Consider the following 16,918-nt stretch of genomic DNA (forward strand, 5'->3'; position numbering starts at 1 on the left):
ACATTATTGCACTGATCACTATTTTTCAGACCTAAACTTAGGTCTAAACAGCATGAAATTTATTCTTTTTCTATGTTATTTATATTCTGAATAAATACCATCAATTCTTTAATGAATTGATTTAATAGATAAAGCGATGACAGATGTCAAAAATTTCAGTGCATGACAGCTGGGTGATCCTGGCAGGTTATCTGGCCGCCATTCATGTCGGCAAACTCTCTGCGGTAATTCCAATTTTGCAGCAGGACTTAGGACTCAGTTTTACCCAAGCAGGTTTTTCCCTGTCTCTAGTTCAGGGCGCAGGCACGCTGTTTGCACTCAGTATTGGTGCATTCTCTGAAAAATTTGGTCTAAAACGTTGCCTGATTCTGGCGCTAACGATTCTAGGGTTCAGCAGTATTGCCGGACTCTGGATTCAACATGTCGCTGCATTATATTTTTTTCGTTTTACTGAGGGCATTGGCTTCCTGACCATCTCCCTGTGTGCACCAGCCATTCTGAAAAGGATCAGCCGGCCAGAACATCTGAATTTCAAGATGGGATTGTGGAGTTCCTATATGGGTGTAGGGGTGAGTCTAGCCGTTCTGTGTATTCCGATATTGCTGGAATGGCTGCAATGGCAGACTATCTGGGTTTTACTCGGTGGATTGTGTCTGTTGATTGCCTTAATGGTACATCGTTATCTGCATCTTGAACCGCAAGTACCTACCTCTGAAACAGCATCATCATCGGCTACAAGTTCTTCTTTCTGGGAAATTGTTCGGGTCACCCTTACTCATCCACCAATTTTATGTCTGGCGGTAATTTTTGCCTGTTATACCAGTCAGTGGCTGACTGTAATCGGCTTTTTACCGAGTATGTATGTCGCGAATCAGATTGATTTAAAAACTGCAGGTATGTTGACTTCACTGGTCGTGGTTTCCAATCTGGGCGGTACCTTTGGTGCCGGTATGCTGTTGCAACGTGGCTGGCAGCCGAAAACCCTGCTCTGGAGTGGTTTTATCAGTATGATGCTGACCAGCTTTCTGGCCTTTGCTGCTCGTTCCTGGTTGATGCTGGAATTACAGGTACTGAGTGCTGTATTGTTTTCACTGATTGGCGGAATTATTCCGACGACTGTTTTTGCGATTACCCTGAAATACGCACCTCAGGCCAATGTCGCGGCAGCCAGTGTCGGTCTTGTTCTTCAAGTTTCGGCATTTGCACAGTTTTTTGTCCCGCCACTGAGTGCATCACTGGTTTCTGCGACTGGACAATGGGCCAATATTGCACTGGTTACTGTCTGCCTTTCGGTACTCGGTCTGATGATGAGCAGCTATCTGTTCCGACGGCATGGTAAATAAAAAGAGCCTCAATAGAGGCTCTTTTTATTTATGACTGCAAAGCTTAGGCCTGCTTGACCCCTGCTTCCAGCACATCAAACAGGTCATCCGCAATCGAAGTCCCAAACTGGGTATCAATTTCACGGATACAGGTTGGGCTGGTTACGTTAATTTCAGTGACATAGTTACCAATCACATCCAGGCCCACGAAGACCAGACCTTTTTCACGTAAAAATGGGCCAACTTTTGCAGCAATGGCTTTATCATTTTCAGTTAAAGGACGCGCTTCCCCCAGACCACCTGCTGCCAGGTTGCCACGCACTTCACCATTTTGGGGAATACGTGCCAGACAGTAAGGTATTGGTTCACCATTCACCATCAAAATACGTTTATCGCCTTCAACAATTTCTGGAATATAACGCTGTGCCATGATGGGCTGAGTCCCATTATTGGTCAGGATTTCGATAGTCGAACCGATATTTACTCCGTCCTGATACAGACGAAAAATCCCCATTCCCCCCATGCCATCTAAGGGTTTAACAATGACATCACCATGATCTTTAATGAATTCACGTATCAGGCTTTGTTGTGAAGTCACTAAAGTTGGTACTTGCAGTTCCGGGAACTGGGTAGCAAACAGCTTTTCATTACAGTCACGCAGGCTTTGTGGCTTATTGATAATCCATGCCCCTTCGCGCTCTGCCTGTTCCAGAATATAAGTGGTATAGACAAAGTTCATATCAAAAGGCGGATCTTTACGCATCAAGACAACGTCATAAGCAGCGATCGACTCTTTGCGTTTTTCGCCGAGTTCATAATAATGGTCGTAGTCTTCAAATACCTGTAACGGCGCGATCAGACCAAAGGCCTTGCCCTGATCGATATATAAATCTTGCTGCAATGCATAACCGAGTTCATGCCCGCGACGTGCTGCTGCCCACAGCATGGCCATGGTCGAGTCTTTCTTCAGGTTTACATTTTCAATGGGATCCATCACAACAAGTACGCGCATGTGTCTCTGCTCTTTTTCAAAAAATGACTTGGCAAGGAGTATAGCTTGTGTCGATTCTTTTGTTTATGGTGATTTTGCATGACTTATTTTATATAGGTTTTTAGATAAGTACTGAGGCAGATTGAACTCATAGGAGGTTTGCCATGCAACAGGCCATTATCGGTTTTCATCTGGATGAAGAACAGCATTGGGTTGCAGAACTGGCCTGCGGACATGGCCAGCATGTGCGGCATACCCCGCCATGGCAAAATCGCCCATGGGTGATGACCGAGCAAGGGCGCAAAGAAAAACTCGGGATGCTGCTGGACTGTAAAAAATGTGAAAAGTGCGAAACTGAAACCTGAACCTATGAAAAAAGTAGTATGTAGGTGACCTAAAAAATAATCTTGTCCAGAATTTGCTAATTTGAGTTACTGCATTTATGCTTTTATTACTCAAACATGCAGCGCATTTTTTCAGGGTGTACTTTTGCTCATACGGCTCGTCAAACAGATCTGGTTGGTGATGCTTGTGGTTTTTGCCATAGGCTGGAGCAGTGTGTCTGTCGCATCTGCAAATACCATGCATCTGGTTATGCCGTCTGAAAAAACGAATCCTCATTGTCTGGAAATGACAAAACCCTCTGCTTCTCACTCGCTGCATAAGACTGATCATCATCAAGATCAGGAACTGATTCAGCCGGACTGTGTCAGTGACAGCACCCAGCAGTCATCAGATTGTCTGGATTGTGGCACTATGGCCTGCCAGAACCTGGTCACCAGCCTGCCCATTACAACGCCCGAGTTAAGCGTGCCTGATCAAGGTTATCCGGAAAAAACCCTCCTCCCTGCTTACCATGCCCAGCACCTTGCCGGTTACTGGCAAGAAATCCTGCGCCCACCCAAAGCTTGATCCTGAATTTTTAAATTTTTTTATTCATTAAGGATTAAGTTATGTTGCTTAAAATCAGTCAAAGCCTGTGTCTGGGCTTCGGTCTCATCTCGTCGTCTGCCTTGTTTGCAGCCGTAAAAGAATATCATCTGGTCATTGATGAAAGCCCGATCAATCTCACCGGAAAGACGGTCAAGCGTATCACTGTAAACGGAAAATTCCCTGCACCCTTGCTGGAATTTGAAGAAGGTGATGATGCAGTCATTCATGTACAAAACAACCTGAACAATCAGGATACCTCGCTGCACTGGCATGGCCTCCTCCTGCCCGGGCTGATGGATGGTGTCCCCGGATTTAACGGTTTTCAGGGGATCAAACCGAAACAGTCTTTTACTTATCGCTTCAAGGTTCGTCAAAACGGCACCTATTGGTATCACGCACATTCCAAAGGTCAGGAACAGGACGGCCTCTATGGCGCATTGGTGATTCGCCCCAAAGCACAGACATTACTACCTCCACATGAACAAACCGAGCGGGATTATGTGGTGATGCTGTCGGATTTTCACGAACAGGGCAGCCAGCAGATTCAGAACAATTTAAAAAAATCGGCCGAATATTATCAGAACCAGCGCGAAACCGTTGGCGATGTATTTAAGCAGGTAAAACGTGACGGCCTCAAGGCCACCTGGTCAGATCGCAAGATGTGGAATCAGATGCGTATGCTGAAAACCGACCTGTCTGATGTTACCGGTTATACCTTTCTGGTCAATGGAAAAACGCCGCAACAAAACTGGAGTGGCCATTTCCAGCCCAATGAAAAAGTCCGCCTGCGTTTCATCAATGCCTCAGCCATGTCGTTTTTCGATGTGCGTATTCCCCAGCTGAAAATGACCGTGGTCAGTGCCGATGGACAACCGGTGCAGCCGGTCAATGTAGATGAATTCCGTATCGGAACCGCTGAAACCTATGATGTGATTGTGGAACCCACTGCAGCGCATTACCAGATTGAAGCGGAATCGATCGACCGCTCAGGCTTTGCCATTGGCAGTCTGCATCAGGCAACTGATTCAAGTAAAGCCCCGGCTCCGGTTCAATTACCAACACCGCGCCCTCGTGCCTTATTGACCATGGAAGATATGGGACATGGCGAACAACATGACATGTCACATGACACACACAGCAGTCAGACCATGCAGACTGCCACAAGTGAACATGATCAACATGCCCAGCACGACATGCATGCAAGTCATAATGCCATGTCCGGAACCAATCAGCCTCATCAGCCGGTTGAGGGCTGGGCCAATATGTCTACGCCTGCAGGGCACAAAGCCTTGCAATATCAAGACCTCAAAGCCCTGACACCACAACCTGATACCCGCGCAGCAGAACGTGAACTGGTGATTCGTCTGGGTGGAACCATGGAGCGCTACATCTGGACCATGAATGGTAAAAAATTCAGTGATGCCGAGCCACTTCAGGTGAAATATGGCGAGCGGATCCGGCTGAAATTTATCAATGACAGCATGATGGCCCATCCGATGCATTTGCATGGCATGTTTATGCAGCTGGAAAATGGTCAGTCTGCTGCAAATATGCCAAATAAACATACCGTGATTGTGCCGCCCGGGAAAACGGTCACGACCTTGCTCACAGCAGACGAACTGGGAGAATGGGCGATTCACTGCCATCTGCTCTATCACATGAGTGCCGGCATGATGAACAAGCTGATTGTGGCACAGGTTGATGAAGATCAAGCATCTCACCCTTCTTCACAAAAAATGCCGTCAAAGCCAGCAGCTGCTCAAGGAGAAAGCCATGCACATCACTAATCTTTTGGTAAAGTCAGTGCTCAGCAGTGCGCTTACCCTAAGCAGTCTGAGTATTTTTGCGGCAGCTTCTAGCGAGCATACGGGTCATAATGAACATCAGCATCATAGCGGATATCATGCCATGCAAAACATGGCTGATGACCACGCACAGCATACTGAAACAGCAGATGCCGTTTCTCATCAACCGCCACCAAAGTTATTGCATCAACAGCAGGCGCTGAACACACCACAAAATTCAGTCAGTTCTGCCAGCGAACATGATCATCGTAAAGAACATGGCGCACAGATTTATAGCCAGATTATTCTGGACCAGAAATGGCAGCATAGTTCAGAGGGAAATGGAGCATTCAAGTCCAAGAACCAGGCCAGAGTCGGCACGGATGAAAATAAAATTTTCCTCAAGCTAGAAGCCGACAAACATGAATCCCGTCAGGCCGAATATGATGCCAAAGTGTTGTATAGCCGAAATATTTCTGATTTCTGGGATGTGCAGACCGGGGTGCGCTATCGACAGGAAAATTTAGCCGAGCCTTCTATAAACCAGCAGAACGAGCGCTTCGATGCAGTATTTGGCCTGCATGGCCTGGCCCCCTACTTTTTCGAAACGGATGCTCATGTCTATATCGGTGAAGATGACTTTGTCGGATTAAAACTGGAAACAGAGCGTGACCTGTTACTGACTCAGAAACTGATTATGCAACCCTTTGTCGAACTGGATGTCATCCTGAATGATCAGGCAGCTAATGCGAAAAAAACCGGTCTTAGTCATGCGACCTTGGGCCTGGAAACACGCTATGAACTGAGCAAAAAGCTCATGCCTTATCTGGAAGTCGGTTATGAATATAGTAAAGGCAACCAACAGACAGCCTGGCAGCAAAGTTCAGATTCAGAAAAAGGCTGGATCTATGGTGCAGGTCTAAGAATAATGTTCTAAATTTTTGATACAGAAAATTATGCAGCTACGGGATATGAAGCTCCATTCATGTCCCGTAGCGCTATGACACTATATATTTGGCTGAGGAAGATTTTTTAATCCTATGAACTGTACATGCAATGCTTTTCTGCACTTTCCCGCTCATTAAGACACTTGTTATTTTGCGAAAAACTAGTCTTCATCGCCTTGATTTCTACTGTTACTTTTAGCCACCAAAGTGCCTAACATAATGATGAAGGTACTCACGCCGCCAATTAACAGGCTCATCAGCCCCATTTCCAACATAAAATTACTATCGCCAGTCTCAGAGGCACCCCATAGAAATTGAAGACGATCGCCAAAAATAAAATTGATCACACATACAATCAGAAATCCAATCAAGGTGGCAATCAGTAAAGTGACCACCAAGTTCTTCCACATTTTACATCCGACGAACAGGATGATCATGGCCAGTCCAACCATGGTGATGATGGATATAAGTAACACACTGTTCCAGTAATCCATGAGACTCACTCGTATTTGGTTTTAAATTAAAATTAAGAAATTCTTATAGTTAATTTTTCCAATTGAATTTTAATATAGGTGGATTTTTATACATGAGCAATGACGATAACTATCTTAAAGCTACAAATGTTAATTTACCCAAAGTTATAAAATACACTGACTTAGTAAAATCTTGCTGAGTACTGAACGATTCTGATTAACATAAAGTAACGTAAACACAACGTGTATTTATTGTTTAGCTTCGTTAAAGCTCAAATACAACTGATAAAGTTCAAGCAAACCAGCTTGAAATTCTTTAAAAAAGAAGAATTGAGCCACTTTTATAAGAAAAATAAATAATAAATATAAAAAAATTGAATATTTTCTGATTTAGGCTATGCTGTCTTTAACTAGAAAAAAAGCGTTGTTTAGTTAAGCTTCTTTAAGTGCCGCAGTATTATTTATAATCCTCAGTTTTTTCAGATCTTTATTTCAATTCTTGTTGTTTTTCCAAGTTATCCATAGTCATTTCTATGACTAAAATTATTAAAATTTAACAGGTTATATTATATCTACTACAGTTACCGGTACAGTAAAATGGTTTAACGAAACTAAAGGTTTTGGTTTTATTCAACAAGAATCAGGTCCTGACGTTTTTGCACACTTTAAAGAAATCAGCAGTTCTGGTTTCAAAACTTTGTTTGAAGGTCAACGCGTTTCTTTTAGCGTGGTTGATGGTCAAAAAGGTCCAAATGCGATCAATATCGTTGCGCTATAATTTAGCCCAGCAATAAAAAAAAGTACCTTTAGGTGCTTTTTTTAGCACTGAAGATTTATAATTTTGGTGAAAGATTTTCTGCTTCTCTGTTTAGCTCATCAACAGTGAATTTTTAAGAATCATGTTTCTAAATCATTGCTGTTCTAAGCGTTGCTCTATAAAGAAATAGAAATGAAAAACCCCTGGTATCCTGCTAGGGGTTTTCCGTATGGATTCGCTTGGTATAACTCCTGTCGTACCTTACTTTCCTTGTATTTATCTATTGTTATTCTTGTGCGGAACGTCCTGTTCCTGTTAAAGCTATCATAGGAAATTTCCACCATTCAAAACAGCTGCAAAATGCTGGAATTAATGTAAGCCAATGCTTACAAAAATAGACAGAGATAATAAATTTCAAATACTTAGAAAATCGAGTATCTATAAAAAAAGGAAGCACAAGCTTCCTCTTCTATGCCAATCTAGGCTTAGATTCCGTATTTAACACGGTAATCTTCCATTTTTGCTAACGCATCTTTGTCGCCTTTAGTATCGAGGTAATCCATCAAGTCTTTCATGGTAATCAGTGCATGCACCGGAATTTCCAGTTCTTTTTGTACTTCCTGAATCGCAGAAAGTTCACCCTGACCTTTTTCCTGACGATCTAATGCGACCAGCACACCCGCGATTTGCGCACCGGCATTTTTCAGAATAGTGACCACTTCACGAATTGCAGTACCTGCTGTAATCACATCATCAATGATCCAGACTTTTTTACCTTCTACAGCAGCACCAACAAGTACACCACCTTCGCCATGATCTTTGGCTTCTTTGCGGTTAAAGCCCCAAGGCACACTCGACGCCATGATTTTGCGACAATGCAACTGCGGTTGCCGCCACAAAAGGAATGCCTTTATAGGCAGGACCAAAGATCAATTCAACATTGTCACATTCAGTCAGTTTTGCTGCATAGCCAGATGCCAGGCCAGTCAACGCTTCGCCATCATTCAGCAAACCTGCGTTGAAAAAATAAGGACTCACACGACCTGATTTTAAAGTAAACTCACCAAATTTAAGCACACCGCGTGATAATGCGAGTTCGATAAAAGCTTGCGAGTTAAACTGAGCTGGCGTTGACATGAGGTGCTCCTAAATCCATTAATTAAGGTAAGACTTGCGCATGATACCAAAGAGTAGCTATCCAGGTGATCAAAAAATTCTTCGTGTCGTTTCAATTAATGTCAACGGCTTACGTTCATCTGTCACCAAAGGTCTATTGGAATGGATAGAACAGTCTGATGCCGACGTGATTTGCATGCAGGAAAGCCGGATCACGCATGCGCAGTGGACGGACAAATTCAAGCCTGAAGGCTGGTACACGCACCTGTTTCCTGCCGAGCGTCCGGGTTATGCCGGTACGGCCATTTATAGCCGTCTGCCTTTTGTATCTTTAACTGATGGCCTGGGTTTTGAACTGGCCGATTCACAAGGCCGTTTTATTGCTGCCGAATTTGACTTAGGTTTAGATAAAACTGCACATATCTGTTCGCTGTATCTGCCATCCGGTTCATCGGGTGATGAAGCACAGGCACGTAAAGATCATTTCTTGGATGAATATAAAAAGATCCTGAAACAATGGCGCGATGAAAATAAATCGGTGATTGTCTGCGGTGACTACAATATCGTGCATAAACGCATCGACATTAAAAATTGGTCAGGTAACCAGAAAGCCTCGGGTTGCTTGCCACATGAACGCGCCTGGCTGGATCACATCTATGATGATCTGGGCTATGTCGACACTTTCCGTGAAGTACGCAAAGAAGCTGAGCTATACTCATGGTGGTCGAATCGCGGCCAGGCCCGTGCCAAAAACGTAGGCTGGCGAATTGATTATCAAGCCTGTTCACCCGACTGGAAAGAGCGTACCGTAAATGCCTGGGTGTATAAGGATGAATGGTTTAGTGACCATGCTCCAGTAATTATTGACTACAAACTTTAATCCAATAGATAAATTCAGTGAACAATTGTTCACTGAGTTGGTGTTAATCACTTACATAACAAGACGTATTAACAGCTATTTTTAGGGCTAAATACAGAGCATTATATTTACACGGCACAAGGACATGTCAGGATGACAACAAAAGGACAGGAAGCCGTAGGAAGAAATAAAACAGACTACAAGATTTAGCTTGTTTTGCATGGATGTGACATCGGACGTTGAGATGAGACCCGCATAATCAGGATGATTAGATGCGGGTTTTCTCATTTTAGCGCCTCTATAACATTATCAGCTTCTCATTTCTTTTTATTCTGCGTCCTTATCTTTATCACTATTTTGCACAAATCAGATGTCAATTTCATGACATTCCTGTATCTGCTATGTATCTATTTTTATCTCATTTTTTACTTGAGTTTTGTTTCCTACTCATGGTTGTAATCATTAAAGTTCGCTAAGCTACAGTAAAATTTAGATGGGTGATGATCATGTTGAAGATCTATGGAATTAAAAACTGTAATTCAATGAAGAAAGCATTTGATCTGCTAGGTGAACTGGGTTTGAGCTATGAGTTTCATGACTATAAAAAACAGGGAATCGATGCTGAAACTTTAAAGACCTGGCTGGATACATTGGGTCAGGAAGTTGTGCTGAATAAAAAAGGTACCACCTGGCGCAAACTCAGTGAAGAAGAGCAGCAAACCGCTTTGGCAAATGAAGAAAATCTGCTTGTTGCCTTAATGACTCATACCAGTCTGATTAAACGTCCAATTCTGGCAACTGGTTCAGGTTTGATCGCGGGTTTTGATGAAACTGCCTATCGTGCGTTGAATAATTAAAGCGAACTGATAATAAAGTTCAATATAGCAACCGATTTATAGCCATAAAAAAGCCTGACAATCGTCAGGCTTTAACAGTCTCAGACTCAGAATCAGTTCGCACGAATCCAGGTCTGGTTACGGCCCAGCGCAGCTACACCAATAAAGCCACGTAGTTGCAGCTTCTTGCCACCATCAGCCAAGTTACCTTTTAGCTTATAAGTCTTACCTGATTGTGGATCAAGAATCGAACCACTTTCATAGTTGGTACCGCCAACATTTTTCAGACCTTTAACAATGGTCAGGCCTTTCAGAGATTTGTTGTGATATGGACCTTCACATTTTGTGCAGGCATTTTCTTCACCTTTGGTCAAAACCTTCTGAATGCTGGCACTTAACGTCCCATTGCTTTGTTCAGTAAATTTTACAATCGCCTTTGGCTGATTGGTTTTGTCATCAATTGTTTTCCAGACTGTTCCGTTTAAAGGATCTGCGGCATTCGCCAATGCACTTAAACCCAGTAGTCCTAACATAAGCGCGATTTTTTTCATTTTTGTTTCTTTCCCTAAGTCTGTGAGTAGACCGTTGTAGTATTAATTAAGTCACAACAATTTTTCAATTTCTGGATGTGACTATCTAGTGTAACCTTGTAAATATTGTTGGTAAATAACATACCAGACCAATGAAAACATAAAAAGATGGAAAGAAAATGAAGATTAGTCCCCTTACGAAACAGTTAATTACAGAAACGATTTTAAAGACTTCCATCCGTAAACCCAGCCAGTTTAATCTCCCGCCTGCTGCGCTTAGAAAAGCCCTTGAACAGTTCTGCAAACTTTTTCCTGTAGACAAAAATGTTGAAATACGATCCTTAAAACTGGCAGGCCTGAATGCAGAAGAAATCAAGCCTCAACAAGAAGCTACCCAGCTGATTTTCCATATTCATGGGGGTGCTTTTTATTTGGGTTCAATGAAGACCCATCGTGCTTTTATGAGCCAGATTGCTGCCCGTACCCAAATGCAGGTGCTGCATGTAGATTATCCACTTGCTCCTGAAGCACCTTATCCAGCCGCACTGGATGCCGTTTTCAATGTGTATATGCAACTGTTAGATCAAGGCGTGCAAGCCAAAGATATCATTCTCTCTGGAGATTCTTGTGGGGCAAATCTGGCATTGGCGCTAGCCCTGAAAATTCAGAAACTGGAACTTCCGCAGCCCAGTGGTTTGATCCTGCTTTCTCCCTTTGTTGATCTGACCCTGACCAGTGAATCCTTGCGCTACAATCAGGTACATGATGCCCTGTTATCCATTGAAACATTAGAAAATGGCATTCAATACTATGTACCTTCGTCGATTGAGCATGGCAATCCTGAAGTATCACCTTATTTTGCTGACTTAACTGGTCTGCCACCCATGCATATTCAGGTCGGTTCCAAGGAAATTCTACTGGATGATGCGCAGCGTCTCCGTGATAAGGCCCTCGCAGCAGGGGTTGAAGTAGAGTTCAAGCTATATACAGGTATGTGGCACAATTTTCAGATGTTTAGCGCCTGGTTTGATGAAGCCCGACAATCTCTGGCTGATTTGGCCGACTTCGCACACCGTCTGGATCAGGACTAAATGCCCAGCTTTTATATTTTTCAATTTTCAGGATGGTGCGGGAAAATTTTCTATTTGGTAAATATTTAAAAAGCCAGACACATCACTGTGACCTACCCCATCCTGTAATCTTTTTGCATGTTACAACGATCTAAATTTCAAACTTTACTAAAATGACCCAGCTGTACAAAATATAACCATTCTCTTTCGCAGTATATTCATGTTATCTTAAGCCCAAGAAATAAAACATTTTATTTATTACGATATTTATAATTTAGAATGGTCATTATAGGATACAGCCTTGTATGAAGCGTATCTCGCCTGCTCTGCAAGCTATTTTCAAGTATAAAATTACCAAGTATCTGGTTGAAGAAGAAGTGGTGATGAATTGGGGGATACTGAAAAAATGTATCCTCATGCTTGTACTTGGCTGTGGTATCCATCTCAGCTGGATGCTTTGGGATATCTTTGTTTTACTCAGTCCTGAATATTGGCAATATGTGGATATAAGCGTGGCAAAAATGCAGATTATCCTCAATAGCCTGTTTTTACTGATTCTGCTTTGCCTGATTTATCCCTGTTATAAATTTCGAAATAACACCCGCGTCGAACGTTATCTGCCCTATATCTCAGTCGGCATCTTTGTGGTTTCCCTTTGCCGTGATGCCTATATTGTTGGTGTCGTCAGTCCAGTGGCCATGATTGCCTATGTGAGCCTGATTACAGTAGGGCTGGTCCTGTTTTCTCGAACGCTGGTATATAGCATGCTGATTCCAGCTTCAATTTTTCTCAGTATTTGCGGTTATTTGAGCTATACCGGCCAGCTTACTTATTCACCACTTTTTACCATTCCAGGCAAACTGTTCTATAACGGTTTCTGGCTGGTATCCATGTTGTATTTTATTCTACCTATTCTGGCTATCTGTATGATGCTGTTTGAAATCCTGCTCAGCCAGTGGCGACACCGTGAAAAACTGATTCAGCACCTAAGCCAGATTGACCCATTAACCAATCTGTTTAACCGACGTAGTATCAATCAATGTCTGGATAAACTGAATAGCGTGAAACTGGAAAGTTATGCATTAGTTTTGTTAGATCTGGATCATTTCAAGAGAATTAATGATTACTATGGGCATCATAAAGGTGATGAAACCCTGATCCGGGTCAGTGAGGTGCTCACCTTGCTGCTACGTGAAAGTGATGTGGTTGGCCGTTTTGGTGGTGAAGAATTTATTTTGATCCTGAAAAATTCCAATCTGGAAAAGGCGCGTCAGGTTGCAGAACGTTGCCGTGCTGCAATTCAGCAACTGGAAATTTATAGTGATGATGGTCAGCGCATTCATGTCACTGCAAGTTTTGGTATTGCATTATCTAGTCCAGAACTTCGCCCACAACAGTTATTGAGTCAGGCAGATAAAGCCCTGTATCAAGCCAAAGCGAGTGGTCGTAATCTGGTTAAAGCTTATAACACTACACTTGATGGCGGGATGCAACTGCATCATTCGTGATTTAATTGACTTTTCCATAATTGCACAGTACATGAAATTATTTTATTGCGCTTGAACAAAACGTTCTATTTGTTCTAATAATTCAGCTTCAGTAAAAGCCCCAGTCAAACGCAAGCCACGAATTTCCTGTTGCTGATCATTCAAGAATAGGTATGTAGGTGGACCTAGAATTTCCCACTGATTTAACAGTGCTTGATGCGTTACATCATAATGACTGAGATCCAGTTTGATCAGAAAATACGGTGCCAAAGCCTGCTGTACCTGAGCTGATTTTAGCACCCGGTGTTCGATGGGCTGACAGGCCACACACCAGTCGGCATAGACATCGACAATAACTCGCTGCCCTTTTGGTACTGTAGCCAGTAACTGCTCAAAAATCGGTAGCAGTCGCTGCGACATGCCAAGTCGCTTGTTGCTGAGAAGTTTCAACAAAAAAGCGCTGACTGTGCTGATACTGACTATAAATAATATACGGCACTGCCATTGCTAGGCAGATAATATACAACCATCGCAGTCCGCTATTTTTCCAGAACAGCCGTGCCAATATGTAGGCCACAAAGCTTAAGCCCAACCCAAGAGAGAGCCACTGTAGTGCTGCTTCTGAAATCAGGGGGCGAATAAAATACAATGCCAGCGCCAGCATGATAAAAGCAAACAGAACCTTGACCTGATTCATCCAATGTCCCGCTCTAGGCAATATACGCGAACCGAGAACACTGGCGAGTAGTAAAGGGGTTCCCATACCAAAGCCTAAGGTAAATAGAAGCAAAGCACCCTGCCACTGACTTTGGGTTTGAGAAATAAACAGTAATGCCCCTGCCAGCGGTGCTGTCATACAGGGACCCACCAACAGTGCTGACACCATGCCCATCATACTGGCACTGACCAGAGTCCCGCCCTGTTGCATGGCTTGAACCTGATCCAGTCGATGTACCAAACGCTGTGGCAACTTGATTTCAAACAGACCAAACAGGTTGAGGGCAAAAGCCACAAATAATAAGCTAAAGGCAATTAAAGTAGCGGGCTGCTGTAGCCAGCGCTGGAAATTCAGTCCGGCAGAAGAAGCAATCAAGCCTAGTACTGCATAGACCAGAGCCATACTGGTGACAAAGCACAAGGCAACCATCCAGGCCTGCATTCCGCGTCGATCCCGCACAATCAGTGAGGTCAAGATCGGTAACATTGGCAAGGAACAAGGCGTGAAAGCCAGCAGCATACCTAAGCCAAAAAACAGCAACAGGCCATAGCCTAATGAACTTTCTGCCAGTTGTTCAGACCATTTTTGGTCTTTGGCAGCAAAGCTGGAGCCATCCTTATTATCTAATGTACTCACCTCGACAGATTCAGAACTATTATTCAGAATAGTATTTTGCCGGTCTGATGAATTGCTCAGATCAAGTAACTGTTTAGAACTAGCTCCTGTAGGCTGATATTGCACCAAACCGGACAGATCAGTTTTAAATTCAACTGTTTGTGGTGGGTAGCAGAGCCGATCTTTGGCACAACCCTGCCAGGTCACCTGATAGGTTTGCGAGGCTTGTGTCGGAATATTGAACTGTAATTGTTGATAGTAAACCTGAGTCTGACCGTAATTATCATCATGCAGGTCTTCAGCAGGTGGCAAATCCAGTTGCAGTGTTTGACCACCCTGCTGAACTTCCACCATATGCTGATAGATATAATAGTTGTCTGGAATTTCCCAGCTGAGTTCCGCCTGCTGCGGACTGCTGGAAACCACCGTAAATGGAAAAGCCTGATCAGGCGACAATAAAGGTGCTTGCGCCTGTACTGCACAACTTAGCAGCAGGCTCCCGAACAGGATTCGGCAGCCAGATCTACTCCAGGCTTTCAGTTTTTCGGCATCCATGACGACTGGTCAAAACTCCTAGAACAGGAAGGCTACGCCCAGACCTGAGGTATAACTCTTATCAGTACCATTCAGATCCACGCCCACGCTGGCATCCAGCTGAACACGATCATTCAGGGCATACATTACGCCTGTACCCAGCCCATATTCATAATCCTGGCTTTCAGCCTTGCGATAGACAAATTCCGAGAAGCCTGACCATTTGTCAGCGATTTTATATTTCAGTGTGGGTACTGCCTGAATTGCCCACTGGTCATCTTGCCATTCATAGCGCATGGTAATTGAAGTATTGACCAGATCATTATATTGATAAGCCACAGCTGAACTTAAACTATAAATATCTTCTTCATTACTAAAGCCTTGATTACCTGTCGCAATCAGTACTTCAGCCAATAAGGCCATTGAAAGTCGCTCATCATCCAGATCAATGGCTTTTTTCAAACCGATACTGACATCACCGAGACCATCATCTTCTGATTTAATGCCATCTATTTTACTTTTAGACCAGGATGGGCCCTGCCAACCCAGTTGTAATTCTAGGCTGTCACTTAAACCGGTACGCAACAACATATCGGCATTGAGTGTGGTGCTATAGTCACTGCCTGATTCAACATAGCTGGCAGAAGGCAGGCCCTGTTCCCAGACTAACTGCCCTACTGGTATCGTCGTCGTGCTAAACCCCGTGCCTGGACGGTCGAAAGCAAAATCTGCAGCAAATACCTGCGCGCTCGCAGTTGCCAGTGCCACAAAACCCAATGTCTTTAATGTTGTCATAGATTGCTACTCTTTCTTTTTAAGTCTTAACCGAGTTCTTTGGACATCTTCGCGCCACGGCTACGCAGCAGTTCCAGTGTCTGCTTTTCTTCTTCCAGTGCTTCTGCCCAGTTAATTTCATCAAAGTCACAGTCAAAGAACAGATCACAGATTGAAGATAGAATCGTCAGACCGTCTTCATCCCGGGTATTTGGATCGACATTTTCATCCAGTAAACGTTGTACGGCAGGTACACAGGCAGCACTGGCAGCGTCCCAAAGTGGACCATAAATTTCTTCGGCATCCCACAGGTGCAGATTCACTTTGGCTGCAATCAGGGCATCCAGAATATCAAGATGCACTTGAAGCTTCTGTTGTTTTTCTTCGTTAGATAGAACATTGCCTGCTTCATAAGCCTCACAAACTTCTTCCCACCACTTGAACAGACCATCTGACCAGACAGAAATGACCGGGCCTTTTTCCATATCAATAAAATTTGGGTTGAGTCCATCTGCCAGGAGCTTTTTCACCTGATTCAGATCCAGTTCTTCGAGTGCTTGCACAAAAAGCTGTTGTTGCGCAGTTAACATGATGGAGCTCACTTCAATTCGTTTTCGACTATTATGCCGAATAAAGCAGGATTTGTTTTATTCTCATTCGTTTATTTTATCTAAAATTGAAAAAAGCCCCGTAGGGGCCTTTTTCATCTGCAAACTTTTTATTCTTCTATATCTGTAACCGTTTCTTCGGCAAGTTTTAGCGGATTACCACGCACATTGTCTTTTTTCTCAATTACATGTTCCAGGCTGCGTTTTAAACGATCAATGGCCCCACGAATTGCGGTATCAATATTGTGACCATGATGGTTGACCACAATTGGCTTCAAGCCAGCAGGACGTGCTTCGATCATGCAGCGAATATCATCATCGCCACCTTTTGCGGCATTTTCATCACTAAGATGCACGGAGAAATGAGTAATACGCTCACTGTGGCGCTGGAATTCCTGATTTAATTCGGTACGAACGTAAGTAATTAGACGATCACTATTGCGAATATTTTTATCGGTACGGAGTTCAATGTTCATAAAATACCATCCTCAAATCATTGTAACTTTTTAGTGCAGATTTTTTATCTTGGCACGTTTGTAGCTTGTTGTTTTGTATTGCATTTCA

Annotated in this window: 16 protein-coding genes and 2 pseudogenes; 10 read left to right on the forward strand and 8 right to left on the reverse strand. The window is 43.4% G+C overall.

The window, feature by feature from the left end:
* The first annotated feature begins 143 nt into the window (after positions 1–143).
* A complete protein-coding gene (locus HADU_RS09805) occupies positions 144–1,343 on the forward strand; it encodes a CynX/NimT family MFS transporter (RefSeq protein ID WP_008305763.1) in 1,200 nt (399 codons plus the stop codon).
* A gap of 43 nt (positions 1,344–1,386) precedes the next feature.
* Here HADU_RS09805 and gshB read toward each other — a convergent pair whose 3' ends face one another.
* The gene (gshB, locus tag HADU_RS09810) at positions 1,387–2,334 is read right to left on the reverse strand and encodes a glutathione synthase (RefSeq protein ID WP_008305766.1); all 948 of its coding nucleotides are present in this window, start codon (positions 2,332–2,334) and stop codon (positions 1,387–1,389) included.
* A 143-nt stretch (positions 2,335–2,477) separates the two neighbouring features.
* Here gshB and HADU_RS09815 point away from each other — a divergent pair, with 143 nt between their 5' ends.
* The 4 genes from HADU_RS09815 (at position 2,478) to HADU_RS09830 (ending at position 5,967) form a co-directional block, all read left to right on the forward strand.
* Entirely contained in the window at positions 2,478–2,678 is a 201-nt protein-coding gene (locus HADU_RS09815) for a DUF3565 domain-containing protein (protein ID WP_004281307.1), read from the forward strand.
* A gap of 124 nt (positions 2,679–2,802) precedes the next feature.
* Complete coding sequence (locus HADU_RS09820) at positions 2,803–3,225, forward strand: hypothetical protein (RefSeq protein ID WP_034592696.1); 423 nt, start codon at positions 2,803–2,805, stop codon at positions 3,223–3,225.
* 41 nt (positions 3,226–3,266) lie between these two features.
* Entirely contained in the window at positions 3,267–5,033 is a 1,767-nt protein-coding gene (locus tag HADU_RS09825; RefSeq protein WP_008305772.1) for a copper resistance system multicopper oxidase, read from the forward strand.
* On the forward strand, positions 5,020–5,967 hold the full coding sequence (locus HADU_RS09830; protein WP_008305774.1) for a copper resistance protein B: 948 nt from the start codon (positions 5,020–5,022) through the stop codon (positions 5,965–5,967). The genes HADU_RS09825 and HADU_RS09830 overlap by 14 nt, the downstream gene beginning before the upstream one ends.
* A 171-nt stretch (positions 5,968–6,138) precedes the next feature.
* Here the strand turns inward: HADU_RS09830 and HADU_RS09835 are convergent, their stop codons facing one another.
* Complete coding sequence (locus HADU_RS09835) at positions 6,139–6,471, reverse strand: hypothetical protein (protein ID WP_008305775.1); 333 nt, start codon at positions 6,469–6,471, stop codon at positions 6,139–6,141.
* A 547-nt stretch (positions 6,472–7,018) separates the two neighbouring features.
* On the opposite strand from HADU_RS09835, the gene HADU_RS15320 reads away from it, so the two are divergent.
* Positions 7,019–7,228 (forward strand): cold-shock protein, encoded by a 210-nt coding sequence (locus HADU_RS15320; RefSeq protein WP_004281299.1) that lies wholly within the window; start codon positions 7,019–7,021, stop codon positions 7,226–7,228.
* 464 nt (positions 7,229–7,692) lie between these two features.
* Here the strand turns inward: HADU_RS15320 and pyrE are convergent.
* A pseudogene (gene pyrE, locus HADU_RS09840) lies at positions 7,693–8,344 on the reverse strand (orotate phosphoribosyltransferase).
* 40 nt (positions 8,345–8,384) lie between these two features.
* On the opposite strand from pyrE, the gene HADU_RS09845 reads away from it, so the two are divergent.
* Positions 8,385–9,203 carry an exodeoxyribonuclease III gene (locus HADU_RS09845; RefSeq protein WP_008305777.1) on the forward strand — a complete coding sequence of 273 codons (819 nt, stop codon included), beginning with the start codon at positions 8,385–8,387 and terminating at the stop codon, positions 9,201–9,203.
* Between the two features lie 485 nt (positions 9,204–9,688).
* Positions 9,689–10,039: a Spx/MgsR family RNA polymerase-binding regulatory protein gene (locus HADU_RS09850; RefSeq protein ID WP_008305779.1), complete on the forward strand. Its 351-nt coding sequence runs from the start codon at positions 9,689–9,691 to the stop codon at positions 10,037–10,039.
* A 92-nt stretch (positions 10,040–10,131) separates the two neighbouring features.
* Here HADU_RS09850 and HADU_RS09855 read toward each other — a convergent pair whose 3' ends face one another.
* Positions 10,132–10,569: a DUF2147 domain-containing protein gene (locus HADU_RS09855; RefSeq protein WP_004813793.1), complete on the reverse strand. Its 438-nt coding sequence runs from the start codon at positions 10,567–10,569 to the stop codon at positions 10,132–10,134.
* A gap of 158 nt (positions 10,570–10,727) precedes the next feature.
* Here HADU_RS09855 and HADU_RS09860 point away from each other — a divergent pair, with 158 nt between their 5' ends.
* Positions 10,728–11,639 carry an alpha/beta hydrolase gene (locus HADU_RS09860; RefSeq protein ID WP_008305782.1) on the forward strand — a complete coding sequence of 304 codons (912 nt, stop codon included), beginning with the start codon at positions 10,728–10,730 and terminating at the stop codon, positions 11,637–11,639.
* 284 nt (positions 11,640–11,923) lie between these two features.
* Positions 11,924–13,126, forward strand: coding sequence for a GGDEF domain-containing protein (locus tag HADU_RS09865; RefSeq protein WP_008305784.1), 1,203 nt, complete (start codon positions 11,924–11,926; stop codon positions 13,124–13,126).
* Positions 13,127–13,168: 42 nt separating this feature from the next.
* On the opposite strand, the pseudogene dsbD reads toward HADU_RS09865, so the two are convergent.
* The 4 genes and pseudogenes from dsbD to HADU_RS09885 all read right to left on the reverse strand — a co-directional run bounded on the left by dsbD (position 13,169) and on the right by HADU_RS09885 (position 16,830).
* Positions 13,169–14,993: pseudogene (gene dsbD, locus HADU_RS09870) on the reverse strand (protein-disulfide reductase DsbD).
* An 18-nt stretch (positions 14,994–15,011) separates the two neighbouring features.
* A complete protein-coding gene (locus tag HADU_RS09875) occupies positions 15,012–15,767 on the reverse strand; it encodes a transporter (protein WP_008305786.1) in 756 nt (251 codons plus the stop codon).
* A 26-nt stretch (positions 15,768–15,793) separates the two neighbouring features.
* The gene (locus HADU_RS09880) at positions 15,794–16,336 is read right to left on the reverse strand and encodes an ankyrin repeat domain-containing protein (RefSeq protein WP_008305788.1); all 543 of its coding nucleotides are present in this window, start codon (positions 16,334–16,336) and stop codon (positions 15,794–15,796) included.
* Between the two features lie 128 nt (positions 16,337–16,464).
* On the reverse strand, positions 16,465–16,830 hold the full coding sequence (locus HADU_RS09885; RefSeq protein ID WP_004813805.1) for an HPF/RaiA family ribosome-associated protein: 366 nt from the start codon (positions 16,828–16,830) through the stop codon (positions 16,465–16,467).
* Between the last annotated feature and the right edge of the window lie 88 nt (positions 16,831–16,918).

This window comes from Acinetobacter sp. HA (assembly GCF_000264725.1).
Taxonomy (GTDB): Bacteria; Pseudomonadota; Gammaproteobacteria; order Pseudomonadales; family Moraxellaceae; genus Acinetobacter; species Acinetobacter schindleri.

Excerpts from the sequence above, each read along its gene's own strand:
- HADU_RS09805 (WP_008305763.1), top strand. The coding sequence starts at position 144 with ATGTCAAAAATTTCAGTGCATGACAGCTGGGTGATCCTGGCAGGTTAT.
- HADU_RS09875 (WP_008305786.1), bottom strand. The coding sequence starts at position 15,767 with ATGACAACATTAAAGACATTGGGTTTTGTGGCACTGGCAACTGCGAGC.
- HADU_RS09855 (WP_004813793.1), bottom strand. The coding sequence starts at position 10,569 with ATGAAAAAAATCGCGCTTATGTTAGGACTACTGGGTTTAAGTGCATTG.
- HADU_RS09860 (WP_008305782.1), top strand. The coding sequence starts at position 10,728 with ATGAAGATTAGTCCCCTTACGAAACAGTTAATTACAGAAACGATTTTA.
- HADU_RS09880 (WP_008305788.1), bottom strand. The coding sequence starts at position 16,336 with ATGTTAACTGCGCAACAACAGCTTTTTGTGCAAGCACTCGAAGAACTG.
- HADU_RS09885 (WP_004813805.1), bottom strand. The coding sequence starts at position 16,830 with ATGAACATTGAACTCCGTACCGATAAAAATATTCGCAATAGTGATCGT.
- gshB (WP_008305766.1), bottom strand. The coding sequence starts at position 2,334 with ATGCGCGTACTTGTTGTGATGGATCCCATTGAAAATGTAAACCTGAAG.
- HADU_RS09815 (WP_004281307.1), top strand. The coding sequence starts at position 2,478 with ATGCAACAGGCCATTATCGGTTTTCATCTGGATGAAGAACAGCATTGG.
- HADU_RS09825 (WP_008305772.1), top strand. The coding sequence starts at position 3,267 with ATGTTGCTTAAAATCAGTCAAAGCCTGTGTCTGGGCTTCGGTCTCATC.
- HADU_RS09845 (WP_008305777.1), top strand. The coding sequence starts at position 8,385 with ATGATACCAAAGAGTAGCTATCCAGGTGATCAAAAAATTCTTCGTGTC.
- HADU_RS09865 (WP_008305784.1), top strand. The coding sequence starts at position 11,924 with ATGAAGCGTATCTCGCCTGCTCTGCAAGCTATTTTCAAGTATAAAATT.
- HADU_RS09835 (WP_008305775.1), bottom strand. The coding sequence starts at position 6,471 with ATGGATTACTGGAACAGTGTGTTACTTATATCCATCATCACCATGGTT.
- HADU_RS09850 (WP_008305779.1), top strand. The coding sequence starts at position 9,689 with ATGTTGAAGATCTATGGAATTAAAAACTGTAATTCAATGAAGAAAGCA.
- HADU_RS09830 (WP_008305774.1), top strand. The coding sequence starts at position 5,020 with ATGCACATCACTAATCTTTTGGTAAAGTCAGTGCTCAGCAGTGCGCTT.